Here is an 11766-nt window from a genome sequence, read left to right as displayed (position 1 = left end):
CGGCGGCCGCCGTCGTCGTCTGTCCTGTCACACGACGACGGCGCCGTACAGCGGCACTGCGGGCCGCACAGCGGCACGATGAGGCGCGCGTCGGACCCCATCGGTGGCAGTCCCGGGAACGCCTGAGCCGCTGTGATCAGTAGCTCGGCACTCCCCGCCCGCGGCTCTGCGCACTCGGACCGCTCAGCCGAGGAGCGCCTCAGCCTCCGCCTGCCCGATGATCGGCTGCCGATACTCCACCGACAGGATCTCGAGCATCGCCTCCGCGTACCTGTCGTTGGTGCTGCCGATCGCATCCAGCGCGTAGCTGACCCGGAAGTCATGGGCGAAAGCGTCCGCTCCGGTGTGCGCCACACAGTTGTGGGTCGATACCCCTGCGAGAACGAGCCGCTCCACACCCAGGTCCTTCAGGCGCGCGGCGAGGTCGGTGCCGAAGAAGGCGCTGTCCCGGGTCTTCGTCACCGTCTCCAGCCCCTCGACGCGCAATCCGGCGACGGTCTCGGCCTGGTGCGAGCCGCGGAAGATGAACCCCTGGTCATCATCGAGCATGGAGCGCGTCCACGTGGAGCGGTTCCGCAGATGTTCGGTGCGCGCCACCAGGACGGGCGTATTCCCGCGGTGCGCGGCTTCGATCAGCCTGTTGCAGGCCTTGACGAGGGCATCCTGCGCACTCGCGAGAGCGGCGTCCTCGAAGAAGGCGTTCTGCATGTCGATGACCAGCAGGGCGGTCCCGCCACCGTCGATCCCGGGGCCGGGCGAGGTGTCAGAAGGCTGCATCGGGTTCACGGAGGTCACGGGCGGCAGGTTCCGCGAGCACCGGGCCGTCGACCAGCTGGACCACCTCGGCGACGGAGGGAAGACCCAGGGAGACGGCGGAGAGGAGCGCTACCTCCTCGAGTACCGCCGGACCGATGGGCGGCGTCCCTGCGAGCCGCCGCACCTCGTTCTCGCTCAGATTCGCGGCCCTGGCCACCTCGGCGTGCGTGGAGCCGGCAACGAGTGCTTGGCGGATCGCTTCGCCGCAGAGAAGCGCAAGCCTGTCCCGCTGGAACTCGGCGTCCTCGAGATCCGCTGCCGCGATCATGACGGAGGTGATGTGTGGGGGCTGTTCTGCTGGCATTGTCGCCCTTTCAGGGGCTCGGCGACCATTGCCGACAGCATGGTGGTCCAGGGCGCCGGCAGGGCTTCCTAGTCCGCCGCTCCGGGCGGGCCCGCGGTACTGCCCGAGGGCGTGCGACCCGCTGGACGGAAGGAGGCTCCGCTGGAACGTCGTGCATCGGCTCGATCGAGACTGTTCGGCCGGTGGCTGGACCTTCCTGCCATCATACGGAAGCACCTGAGCCTACGGAAACCCCGACCGGTCCGGGAGGTCATGCCGGGCGAGGGTGCCCCGCGATACCGCCCGGAGACTTGAATTCGCGCCCGAACGCTAAGCCTGCTTCCCATTGAGTACTAAGTATGCTTACTCTAGAGGCCGGTGGTTCGCAGGGGCTTCCGCCCCGGTGCAACCGGAATTCCATACCCCTCGCAGTGAGATTACTCAGAAGGAGAAGGAAATGATTACTCAGGAACACATCGACACCCTGCTCGGCAACGGCGGCAACGTCCTCGGATCCGACGGAGAGAAGATCGGCGCGATCGGGCAGGTCTACCTGGACGATCAGACCGGTGAGCCCAGCTGGGTCACGGCGAAGACGGGCCTCTTCGGCACGTCGGAGTCCTTCGTTCCGCTTCAGGGCGCCGACGTCGAGGGTCACGACGTGCGCGTCCCCTACTCCAAGCACCAGGTCAAGGACGCCCCCCGCGTCGAGTCCGACGGCAACCTGAGCCCGGAGGAAGAGGATCGCCTCTACCGCCACTACGAGATCGGCGGCGGCACCACCGGCTACGCCGACACGACGACCGTCGGCCACGGCGATCGCGATGTCGACATCGACACGCACTCGGGCCGCCACGCCGGCACGACCGACACGACGAGCACCTTCTCGGACACCAGCAGCGGACGCGGCACGGTCGGTCACGACACGTCCGGCCCCACCACGGATGATGCCATGACGCGCTCGGAGGAGCAGCTCCGCGTCGGCACCGAGCGCCGTGAAGCGGGACGTGCGCGCCTGCGCAAGTACGTCGTCACCGAGAACGTCACGCAGACCGTCCCGGTCAGCCGTGAGGAAGTCCGCGTGGAGCGCGAGCCCATCACGGACGCCAACCGTGGCGACGCGTACGACGGCCCCGCCATCAGCGAGGAGGAGCACGAAGTCGTCCTCCACGCCGAGCGCCCCGTCGTCGAGAAGGAAGCTGTTCCCGTCGAGCGCGTACGCCTCGACAAGGAGACGGTGACCACCAACGAGACGGTCAGCGCCGACGTCCGCAAGGAAGAGATCGAGGTCGAGGGCGTGGACGACACGCGCCGCGGCAACAACCTCTAGGCACAACGGCAGCATGAGGAAGGCCCGGAGCACTGCTCCGGGCCTTCCTCGCATCCCGTGCAGGGCGTTCTGCGGTATACACACGCTGACGCCGGGCACCGCTCGACGACGATAATAAGCATGCTGTCTATTTGGTGCAAAGTTGTCTACAGTAAGTAGTAACTGGACAAGCGATCACATCGCGCAGAACCAAGGGGAAGGAAACGCCATCGTGCCGGAGTTGAACGATTGGTCGACCAGCCGCCTGCTAACGACCGCGGCCCGCATCGTCGAACACTCATGGAACGAGAAGCTCCTGAGCATCGGCATCACGCACGCCGGGTTGACCACCCTGGGAGTCCTGGAACGTGAGGGAACACTGACGGGCGTCCGCCTGGCGCAGCTCGTCCATGTACAGGCACAGACCGTGGGCCGCACGCTCGACCGCCTCGAGAAGCGCGGTCTGGTGACCCGCCTGCGCAACACCGCCGATCGCCGGAGCCAGCGCATCACCATCACCTCGGCCGGCCTGAAAGCCCTGGAGCGGGCGAAGAACATCGAGCACGAGCTGATGGCCGAGGACGGGCTGGCCTCTCAGGACCTGCGGGACCGCCTCAAGACCGTCATCAACGAGCTCGGGCCCCGCAAGGACTAATAGCCCCCGCCGTCCGCGGCCATGTTGTTGAAGCGCGAATAGTGGCCCTGGAAGCCGACCACGAGGGTCTTGGTGGGACCGTTACGGTGCTTCGCCACGATCACGTCCGCCTCGCCAGCACGGGCCGACTCCTTGTCGTAGACGTCGTCCCGATGCAGCAGGATGACCATGTCCGCATCCTGCTCGATGGAACCGGACTCCCGGAGGTCCGACACCTGCGGGCGCTTGTCGGTGCGCTGCTCGGAGCCACGGTTGAGCTGCGACAGCGCGACGACGGGGACGTTGAGTTCCTTGGCCAGCAGCTTGAGCGCTCTGGAGAACTCCGACACCTCCTGCTGGCGGGACTCCACGCGCTTGCCGGAGGACATCAGCTGCAGGTAGTCGAGCACCACGAGCTTGAGGTCGTGGCGCTGCTTCAGCCGCCGGCACTTGGCCCTGATCTCCATGAGCGACATGTTGGGGCTGTCGTCGATGAACAGCGGGGCGTCGTTCATGCGCCCCATGGTCGTGGCGATCTTACCCCACTGCTCGTCCTTGATCGTGCCCTTGCGCAGGTCCTGCAGCCCGATGGTGGCCTCCGCGGACAGAAGGCGCATGGCGATCTCGTTGCGTCCCATCTCCAGGGAGAAGAACACGGTGGCCATGTTGTGCTTGATGGCGGCCGACCGCGCCCAGTCCAGCGCGAACGTCGACTTTCCCATTGCCGGACGCGCCGCCACGACGATCATCTGTCCGCCATGGAGGCCCTGCGTCAGCTCGTCCAGTTCGTAGAATCCGGTGGGTACGCCCGTCATGCCCTCACCGCGGTGCCCCGCCGACTCGATCTCGTCGACAGTGCCCTCGATGATGTCCTTCAGCGCCACGTAGTCCTCGGCCGTGCGGCGTTCGGCCACCGCGTAGACCTCCGCCTGCGCGGCATTGACGAGGTCGTCCACCTCGCCGTCGTTCGAGTATCCGAGTTGCACGATCTTGGTGCCGGCATCGACGAGGCGTCGGAGTACTGCCCGCTCGCGCACGATCTCCGCATAGAACCCGGCATTGGCCGCGGTCGGCACAGACTGGATCAGGGTGTGGAGGTAGGCGGGGCCACCGATGCGCGAGATCTCGCCGCGCTTGGTGAGCTCGTCCGCCACCGTGACGGCATCGGCCGGCTCCCCCCGCCCGTACAGGTCGATGATGGCCTCGTAGATACTCTCGTGGGCCGGACGGTAGAAGTCCAGTCCGCGGAGGACTTCCACGCAGTCCGCGATGGCGTCCTTCGACAGCATCATGCCGCCGAGCACCGATTGCTCGGCGACGAGGTCCTGGGGAGGCGTGCGCGAGAACTCCGGGCTACGTGTGTCCGTCGATGAATCTGCATGTGCCAGGGACACTGAAGGGCCTTTCTCCTGCTGCGAGGCGGCGTTCGCCGTAGCGGACCACCGGACGCCCGGACGGGTCTGATAGGTCAGGCTTATCACCCGACACCCTCACTCCTGGCGGTCTCCCGCAACGGTAGCCCCCCGCCCGGAGGCCGCAAAGCGCCATCCCAACAGGGGCTGTGTATAACTAGGAAGATGCTGTGGATTGCAGGGGCTATCTTGTGCACAGGATGGGGACAACCCTGTGGACAGAAACATTCTCTCTCGCACAAACCGTGCCTGACCTGCGCAAACGTTATCCCCGGGCTGTGGATCAAAAGTATTTTTCCGAGCGATCCGTCCACAGGTCCGCTGTTGACAACTCGCCGAAGGAGCCCGGTTGAACGCTCCGGTGACCTATATGGCCCAAGTGCCACCCTTCCACCGCCCGCCGGACGGATCACAGCGGCGCCGGACGAGGGCATATGTGCCGGGGAGTACGTACCCCGGCCGGGACGGCCTGCGAGAAGTCGTCCGCGTGCATGCTCGAGGGTCGTATGCCTGGCGGCCCATGGTGGTCAACCGCGCACGCATGGCCGTCGGCGCCGTCAACGCGAGCAAGCCCCCGCCGTGGGCGGGGGCTTGCTCGTGGACCTGGTCGCGCCGCTGCCGGCGCTTGGCAGCTAGCTGGCGACGACGTCCAGGTCGATGACCGCTGCTACGTCCTCGTGGAGACGGACGTTGGCCTGGTACGAGCCGACCGACTTGATGTGGGCCGGCAGTTCGACCTTGCGCTTGTCGATCTTGCCGAGGCCTGCGGCCTCGACGGCCTTGGCGACGTCGTCGGCCTTGACCGTGCCGAACAGGCGGCCGGAGCCGCCCGCCTTCACGGTCAGGGTGACGGGCTTGGCCGAGAGGGCGGCAGCCTGGCGCTGGGCGTCCTCGAGCGATGCGTGCTCGCGGGCGGAACGGGCAGCCTTGATCGAATCGACCTGCTTCTCGCCACCCTTGCTCCACATCAGGGCGAAGCCGCGGGGCAGAAGGTAGTTACGTGCGTAACCGTTCTTCACCTCGACGACGTCGCCTGCTGCACCGAGTCCGGTGACTTCCTGGGTCAGAATGAGCTTCGACATTGTGTGTCCCTTTCCCTAGCCGCGGCCGGCGCCGGAGTACGGCAGGAGCGCGACTTCGCGGGCGTTCTTGATTGCCTGGGCGATCTTGCGCTGTTCCTGCACGGTCACACCGGTGACACGACGGGCACGGATCTTTCCGCGATCGGAAATGAACTTACGCAGCAGGGCTACGTCCTTGTAGTCGATGACGGTGACGTCAGCGGCCTTCAAGGGGTTGGACTTTGGTTTGGGCTTACGGAGTTCAGCCTTAGCCATCGTGGTGCTCCTTTTTCTGTTGGAGCCCGCAGAACGATTCTGCGGGATGGGAAGTACCAGTTCCTTGCAGAACTGCGGCAGGCGTCCCGGGAACGGGGCGGTGCTGCCTGGGGGAGAGCCTAGAAGGGGGGCTCGGAGTCGGCGCCGTTGCCCCAGCCCTGCGAGTTCCCACCCGAGGGAGCGCCCCAGGGGTCATCCGCAGGCTGCTGGGCCTGCTGGCCGCCACCCCAACCCGAACCGGAGTTCGAGCCACCGGAGTTGCCGCCGAAGCCGCCACCCTGGTTGCCGCCGGAGTTGCCACCGAAGCCGCCGCCACCGTTCCCGCCGCCGGAGCGCTGGGTGCGGGTGACCTTCGCGGACGCATAGCGCAGGGACGGACCGATCTCGTCCACCTCGAGCTCCATGACGGTGCGCTTCTCGCCCTCTTTGGTGTCGTACGACCGTGACTTGAGTCGGCCCTGGGCAACCACGCGGGTTCCCTTGGTCAGGGTCTCCGCGACGTTCTCCGCAGCCTCACGCCAGACCGATGCGCGGAGGAACAGCGTCTCGCCGTCCTTCCAGTCGTTGCTCTGGCGGTCGAAGGTACGAGGAGTGGACGCGATGGTGAAGTTGGCGACCGCCGATCCCGACGGCGTGAACCGCAGCTCGGGGTCGTTGGTGAGGTTGCCGATCACCGTGATGACTGTTTCGCCTGCCATGGTGCCTCCTTGAGTCACTGCCCGCCGGAGCGGGGTGGTTGGATGAAAGGTCTACCGAGATTACTCGGCAGAGACCTTCTGCTCCTCGGGGCGGATGATCTTGGTCCGCATGATCGTCTCGTTGAGGCTCAGCTGACGATCGAGCTCAGCGGCGATGGCCGGCGTGGCGGTGAAGTTGACGACGGCGTAGATGCCCTCGGTCTTCTTCTGGATCTCGTAGGCGAGGCGCCGACGTCCCCAGATGTCCACCTTGTCCACAGTGCCGCCGCCGTTGCGGACGACATTGAGGAACTTCTCGAGTGTCTGGTCGATGGAGCGTTCCTCGACATCGGGGTCGATGATTACCATCAGTTCATAAGCACGCATGTGTGAACCCACCTCCTCTGGGCTAAGCGGTCGCGGTCCTTCCGCAACAGGAGGTTCTTTAGCGTTGGTCCGGCCGCCGTCCACGGTATCTACCGTCGACAGGCGCTGGCACAGACGTACCAATGTTACCGGACGATCCAGCGGAGGCGAACTCCTGTGGACAGCCGCTACCGGACGCCGCCGAAGAAGGCGGTGACGGCGGTGGCCAGGTGACCCGGGTCCTCGGTGCCGCACAGTTCGCGCGCCGAGTGCATCGACAGCAGGGGCGTCCCGACGTCGACCGTGCGGATGCCCAGCCGGGTGGCCGTCAGCGGGCCGATGGTCGACCCGCAGGGCATCACGTTGTTGGAGACGAACTCCTGGTACGGCACGCCGGCGCCGCGGCACAGCGCCGACCAGTGGGCTGCGCCGGGGGCGTCCGTGGTGTACCGCTGGTTGGCGTTGATCTTGAGCAGCGGACCGCCGTTGAGGACGGGCAGGTTGGCGGGGTCGTGCCGCTCCGCGTAGTTGGGGTGCACGGCGTGGCCGGCGTCGGCCGACACGCAGAACGACGACGCCAGGGCACGCAGGCGTTCCTCCGTCCCGGCACCGAGGCCGAGCGAGATGCGCAGCAGCATGTCCTCGAGGAACGGACCGCTGGCACCTGAGCGGGAGCCGCTGCCCACCTCCTCGTGGTCGAACGCCGCGAGCACGGCGATGGGCCCCTCCGCCTGCTGGTCCACCGCCGCGGCGATGAGCGCCGTGAGCCCTGCATGCACCGAGGAGAGGTTGTCCAGCCGGCCGGAGGCGAAGAACTCGCCCTGTGCGCCGAAGACGCGGGGTTCCTGCGTGTCGGCGACGACGACGTCGAATCCGCCGATGTCCTGCGGATCCACGCCGGCACCGGTGGCGAGGAGACCGAGGAGATCGGCGCCCGACGGGTCACCCAGGCCCCACACCGGGTTCATGTGACGCTGCTTGTCGAGGGCCAGGCCGTCATTGACTGCGCGGTCGAGGTGGATGGCGAGCTGCGGGAAGCGTAGCAGCGGCCCCGTGGCGACGAGGCGCTCACTGCCGTCGTGCAGCGTCAGTCGGCCTGCGAGCGCAAGCTCGCGGTCGAGCCAGGAGTTCAGCAGCGGCCCGCCGTACACCTCCACGCCGGCCTGCAGCCAGCCGTACCTGCCCGTGGTGGGCTTCGGCTTGAGCTTGAACGACGGCGAATCGGTGTGGGCGCCGAGGATGTGGAAGCCGGTGGTGGGACCTGCGCCCGACGGCACCACCCAGGCGATGAGCGCACCGTCGCGGATCACGAAGTGCCGGCCGGATCCGCCCTCCCAGGCGTCCTGCTCCGTCAACTCGCTGAATCCCGCTGCCGCGAGGCGCCGTCCGGCCTCGGCCACCGCGTGGAAGCTCGACGGCGACGCCGACACGTAGGCGCCGAGGTCCTGGATGTGCGCGGGTGCTCGGGTCATCCTCCGATTCAACCAGATGTGCACCACGGAGGACGCCGTCGGGTCGTCCGGCTCGTGATCCATGGTGCCGCCGGGGTGCTGTGGAAGGCCTCGCGGCGTCCCGCCTTCGGTGCCCCTTCATCTTTCCTTCGGTCTTCACACGGTCTTCGGTCTTCCTTCGCGGGAGGTTCGCCGACCGTTCGCGGGAACCCGGGCTGCAGTTGAACCGCAGCGACCAGAGTTGTCGTCAGACGCACCGGGCCCCGCTGGGGGGACCGGAGGACACCGGCACGAATTCACGAAAAGGGTCTCACCATGGCACGCACCTCCCGCATCACCCTGAAGTCCACCTCGGGCAAGGTCCTCGCCTCGGTGGCGCTGCTGGGCGTGGCCGCCTCGGTTGCCGGCCTCGGCACCTACGGTTCCTTCACCTCGACGACGTCGGCCAGCGAGACGGTCACCGCGGGCACCGTCGAGGTCAAGCTCGGTGAGGCAGGCGCCGCCAACCGCCTCAATGTCGCGGCAGCGGGCATCGTCCCGGGCGACTCCATCCAGCGCGTGGCCACCCTGACGAACACGGGCAACCAGAACTTCGGCGGCGTCACCCTGACCACCGCCACCACGACCCCCAACCTGCTGACCACCGACGCCCTCAACGGCCTGCAGGTCACCATCGACGCCTGCAGCGTCCCCTGGACGGAGACCGCGATCCCTGCGGCACCCGCGCCGGTCACCGCCTACACCTACGCCTGCTCCGGCACCGTCACCACGGTCCTGCCGGCCCGCCAGATCATCGGCGCCAACGTCGTCCTGAACAACCTCGCCTCGATGACCAGCACCAAGGCCGACAACCTCCGCGTCACCACCAAGCTCCCCACCACCGCGGACAACACCTTCCAGGGCCTCACGAACAACGTCGGCTTCACCTTCGTCGCCACGCAGCGCGCAGCCACCGACCGCTAGTCCCGGTCCCGGTGTCCTGGGGCCCGCCCAGGGCACCGGGACAGCTGCGTCCCACGAGGGATCTCGAGGAAGGAGAACGACCATGAGCCGGCACAGCACCCCGCGCCCGCTGCATCGTCTCCGACTCCTCGTGGGCGTCGTGGTCTGTGCCGTGATCTTCACGTTCGCCCCCACGATCGCGCAGGCGGCCTTCGTCGGCTCGGCGACGGCGACGATGGAGGTCAGGACCTACGCCATCCCCGCGCCGGTCGGTATCACGGGAACCTTCTCCTGCACCACGAACAAACTCTCCATGACGGTGACGCTCACCGACTTCGGCGCCGTGAACCGCGCCACGGGCTACACGGTGACCCTCACGGCACCGAGCGGCCAGGTGACGACCAACAACCTGCCGGCGACGTCACGGGCCACGACGATCACGCGCGCGTCCTCGACGGTGGGGAACTACACTCTGCGCATCCGTGCGACCGTCGGGTCCTGGACCGGGCAGAACCTCGAGCGCGTGCTCACCTGTCCCTGACCGGTCGACATCGGGGATCAGTGCGCCGGGCCCGGCACCACGATCCCGTTCTCGTAGGCGTACACCACGGCCTGCACCCGGTCCCGCAGATCCAGCTTGGTGAGGATGCGCCGCACGTGCGTCTTGATCGTGGCCTCCGACAGGTAGAACCGCGCCGCCAGCTCGGCATTGGAGAGCCCTCCGGCGATCGCCTCCAGCACCTCCCGCTCCCTGGGCGTCAGCTCGGCGAGCCGCCGGTCCGGCGTGGCCGTCCTCGTATGGGCGGGCGGCAGCGACCGCACGTAGGTCTCGAGCAGCCGCTGCGTGACACGCGGGGCGACGACGGCGTCCCCGCTCGCGACGATCCGCACCGCGTGCACCAGGTCCTCGGGGGCCACGTCCTTCAGCAGGAACGCCGAGGCGCCCGCCTGCAGACCCGAGAACGCGTACTCGTCGAGGTCGAAGGTGGTCAGGATGATGATGCGCGAGCCCGACGCCGATGCCGTGATCTGGCGCGTGGCCTCGATCCCGTCCAGGTAGGGCATCCGGACATCCATCAGCACCACGTCCGGCTTGAGCTCCGCGGCCAGGCGCACGGCCTCGGCGCCGGTGGACGCCTCACCGGCGATCTCGAGGTCCGCCTCGCCCTCGAGGATGAGGCGGAAACCCATCCGCAGCAGGGGTTGGTCGTCAGCGAGCAGAACCCTGATGGGCGTGCCCTGCGTGCTGTCGTGCGTGGTCATCCTTGTCTCTCCCCCGCTGGTTACCCGTCCCGCCGTCGGCGCCGGGGACTGTCAGTTGCACCTCCACGAGCCAGCCGCCCGCCGTACGGGCCCCGTACTTCACCGAACCGCCGTAGATGGCGGCCCGCTCGCGCATACCGGCGATGCCCTGGCCCGAGCCGAGGGACACCTCCGGCCCCATGGCTCCCCGCCCGTCGTCGACCACGCGCAGGGAGACCGCGTCGCCCGTCCGGGCGATCGAGATGTCCACCAGCGTAACCCCCTTGCCGTAGCGCAGGACGTTGGTCAGCGACTCCTGAAGGATCCGGTACACCGTCAGCTGGAAGGCCGGATCGTCCGGGAGCCTCGGCCCGCTCGTCGTCACCCTGAGCGGCAGTCCCGCCGCGCGGAAGCCGTCCAGCAGCTGGGCGAGGGAGCTCGACGCCGGCAGTGGTCCGAGCGGTTCGCTCGCAGCCTCCGCGCGGAGGACCCCGAGAACGCGCCGCATGTCGGCGATCGCCGTGCGGCCCGTGCCGGACAGTTCACCCAGCACCGCCGCGGCGCGGTCGGGATCGCGCTTCATGACGACGGCGGCGCCGTCGGACAGCGCCACCATGACCGTCAGTGAATGCGCGACGACGTCGTGCATCTCGCGCGCGATCCTGTTGCGCTCCCCCGCGGACGCCAGTTCGGCATTGCGCGCAGCCCACTCGCGCAGTTCGCTCTCGTGCTCGCGATCGCGCCGGACCGTGATGCCGACGCCGGCGGCGACGGCCAGGAACATCACGATGAAGCCGCTGAGGAGCCAGATCACGCCCGGGGCCTCCGCGAAGGCGCTGACGGGGATGAGGAAGAGGGCTCCGACCGAGAAGAACATGGCCGCCGCCGCAGCGGCGAGCGCCTGTCGCAGCGGGTAGCTGGCCGCCACGGTGTACAGGGCGAACATCGTCGCGACGCCGCTGCTGCCCGAGCCCTCGGTCAGGACGCTGACGGGGATGTCGAGGATCGCCACGAAGGCCAGGACGAGCAGCGGCCGGTCCCGGCGGAACGCCAGCGCAGCGGCCCCCAGCACCACGCCGGGGAGCCCAAACCAGTTGTCGCCGTCGATGATCAGGAAGAGCGCGCCGGGGAAGGCGAACAGGACGAACACCAGGATGACGACGGCATCCATGGCCCGCGGATGCCCGCGGAAGAACCGCCGGACGGGCCCCAGCCGACGGGCGTTGAGTTCGGTGAAGGAGACCGCGGGCGTCTGCTCCGCGGTCTCCTTCACCGGCCCGACCTCACTCAACGGTGG

General features: G+C 67.9%; 14 protein-coding genes. 4 read left to right on the top strand and 10 right to left on the bottom strand.

The window, feature by feature from the left end:
* Positions 1-183 precede the first annotated feature (183 nt).
* A complete protein-coding gene (locus ACX80N_RS14550; RefSeq protein WP_459339958.1) occupies positions 184-795 on the bottom strand; it encodes a cysteine hydrolase family protein in 612 nt (203 codons plus the stop codon).
* The gene (locus ACX80N_RS14545; protein ID WP_459339957.1) at positions 764-1120 is read right to left on the bottom strand and encodes a hypothetical protein; all 357 of its coding nucleotides are present in this window, start codon (positions 1118-1120) and stop codon (positions 764-766) included. The genes ACX80N_RS14550 and ACX80N_RS14545 overlap by 32 nt, the downstream gene beginning before the upstream one ends.
* Before the next feature lie 436 nt (positions 1121-1556).
* Between ACX80N_RS14545 and ACX80N_RS14540 the strand changes: the two genes are divergently transcribed.
* The gene (locus tag ACX80N_RS14540; protein WP_459339956.1) at positions 1557-2429 is read left to right on the top strand and encodes a DUF2382 domain-containing protein; all 873 of its coding nucleotides are present in this window, start codon (positions 1557-1559) and stop codon (positions 2427-2429) included.
* 211 nt (positions 2430-2640) lie between these two features.
* On the top strand, positions 2641-3063 hold the full coding sequence (locus ACX80N_RS14535; RefSeq protein WP_105032104.1) for a MarR family winged helix-turn-helix transcriptional regulator: 423 nt from the start codon (positions 2641-2643) through the stop codon (positions 3061-3063).
* On the opposite strand, the gene dnaB is transcribed toward ACX80N_RS14535, so the two are convergent.
* The 6 genes from dnaB to ACX80N_RS14505 all read right to left on the bottom strand — a co-directional run bounded on the left by dnaB (position 3060) and on the right by ACX80N_RS14505 (position 8306).
* Complete coding sequence (gene dnaB, locus ACX80N_RS14530) at positions 3060-4436, bottom strand: replicative DNA helicase (RefSeq protein WP_105032105.1); 1377 nt, start codon at positions 4434-4436, stop codon at positions 3060-3062. The genes ACX80N_RS14535 and dnaB overlap by 4 nt on opposite strands.
* Positions 4437-5086: 650 nt before the next feature.
* Positions 5087-5536: a 50S ribosomal protein L9 gene (rplI, locus tag ACX80N_RS14525; RefSeq protein WP_087071874.1), complete on the bottom strand. Its 450-nt coding sequence runs from the start codon at positions 5534-5536 to the stop codon at positions 5087-5089.
* A gap of 15 nt (positions 5537-5551) precedes the next feature.
* The gene (rpsR, locus tag ACX80N_RS14520) at positions 5552-5791 is read right to left on the bottom strand and encodes a 30S ribosomal protein S18 (RefSeq protein WP_005273147.1); all 240 of its coding nucleotides are present in this window, start codon (positions 5789-5791) and stop codon (positions 5552-5554) included.
* Between the two features lie 119 nt (positions 5792-5910).
* Entirely contained in the window at positions 5911-6489 is a 579-nt protein-coding gene (locus ACX80N_RS14515) for a single-stranded DNA-binding protein (protein WP_105032106.1), read from the bottom strand.
* Positions 6490-6549: 60 nt separating this feature from the next.
* On the bottom strand, positions 6550-6855 hold the full coding sequence (rpsF, locus tag ACX80N_RS14510) for a 30S ribosomal protein S6 (RefSeq protein WP_105032107.1): 306 nt from the start codon (positions 6853-6855) through the stop codon (positions 6550-6552).
* Between the two features lie 167 nt (positions 6856-7022).
* Entirely contained in the window at positions 7023-8306 is a 1284-nt protein-coding gene (locus ACX80N_RS14505) for a M18 family aminopeptidase (RefSeq protein WP_459339955.1), read from the bottom strand.
* 294 nt (positions 8307-8600) lie between these two features.
* On the opposite strand from ACX80N_RS14505, the gene ACX80N_RS14500 reads away from it, so the two are divergent.
* Positions 8601-9248 (top strand): TasA family protein, encoded by a 648-nt coding sequence (locus ACX80N_RS14500; protein WP_459339954.1) that lies wholly within the window; start codon positions 8601-8603, stop codon positions 9246-9248.
* A gap of 82 nt (positions 9249-9330) precedes the next feature.
* Complete coding sequence (locus ACX80N_RS14495) at positions 9331-9768, top strand: hypothetical protein (RefSeq protein ID WP_459339953.1); 438 nt, start codon at positions 9331-9333, stop codon at positions 9766-9768.
* Between the two features lie 17 nt (positions 9769-9785).
* Here the strand turns inward: ACX80N_RS14495 and ACX80N_RS14490 are convergent, their stop codons facing one another.
* Both ACX80N_RS14490 and ACX80N_RS14485 read right to left on the bottom strand, forming a co-directional pair.
* Positions 9786-10490, bottom strand: coding sequence for a response regulator (locus tag ACX80N_RS14490; RefSeq protein ID WP_459339952.1), 705 nt, complete (start codon positions 10488-10490; stop codon positions 9786-9788).
* The gene (locus tag ACX80N_RS14485) at positions 10438-11742 is read right to left on the bottom strand and encodes a sensor histidine kinase (RefSeq protein WP_459339951.1); all 1305 of its coding nucleotides are present in this window, start codon (positions 11740-11742) and stop codon (positions 10438-10440) included. The genes ACX80N_RS14490 and ACX80N_RS14485 overlap by 53 nt, the downstream gene beginning before the upstream one ends.
* Between the last annotated feature and the right edge of the window lie 24 nt (positions 11743-11766).

It is taken from the genome of Arthrobacter sp. MDT2-16, from assembly GCF_054510925.1.
The sequence above is the reverse complement of the archived record's forward strand: the minus strand, read 5'-3'. Positions and strand labels throughout refer to the sequence as shown.

Bases quoted from the DNA above. Each gene is read 5' to 3' on its own strand.
- rplI (WP_087071874.1), bottom strand. From the start codon at position 5,536: ATGTCGAAGCTCATTCTGACCCAGGAAGTCACCGGACTCGGTGCAGCA.
- ACX80N_RS14500 (WP_459339954.1), top strand. From the start codon at position 8,601: ATGGCACGCACCTCCCGCATCACCCTGAAGTCCACCTCGGGCAAGGTC.
- ACX80N_RS14545 (WP_459339957.1), bottom strand. From the start codon at position 1,120: ATGCCAGCAGAACAGCCCCCACACATCACCTCCGTCATGATCGCGGCA.
- ACX80N_RS14540 (WP_459339956.1), top strand. From the start codon at position 1,557: ATGATTACTCAGGAACACATCGACACCCTGCTCGGCAACGGCGGCAAC.
- ACX80N_RS14505 (WP_459339955.1), bottom strand. From the start codon at position 8,306: ATGACCCGAGCACCCGCGCACATCCAGGACCTCGGCGCCTACGTGTCG.
- ACX80N_RS14495 (WP_459339953.1), top strand. From the start codon at position 9,331: ATGAGCCGGCACAGCACCCCGCGCCCGCTGCATCGTCTCCGACTCCTC.
- rpsF (WP_105032107.1), bottom strand. From the start codon at position 6,855: ATGCGTGCTTATGAACTGATGGTAATCATCGACCCCGATGTCGAGGAA.
- ACX80N_RS14490 (WP_459339952.1), bottom strand. From the start codon at position 10,490: ATGACCACGCACGACAGCACGCAGGGCACGCCCATCAGGGTTCTGCTC.
- ACX80N_RS14515 (WP_105032106.1), bottom strand. From the start codon at position 6,489: ATGGCAGGCGAAACAGTCATCACGGTGATCGGCAACCTCACCAACGAC.
- rpsR (WP_005273147.1), bottom strand. From the start codon at position 5,791: ATGGCTAAGGCTGAACTCCGTAAGCCCAAACCAAAGTCCAACCCCTTG.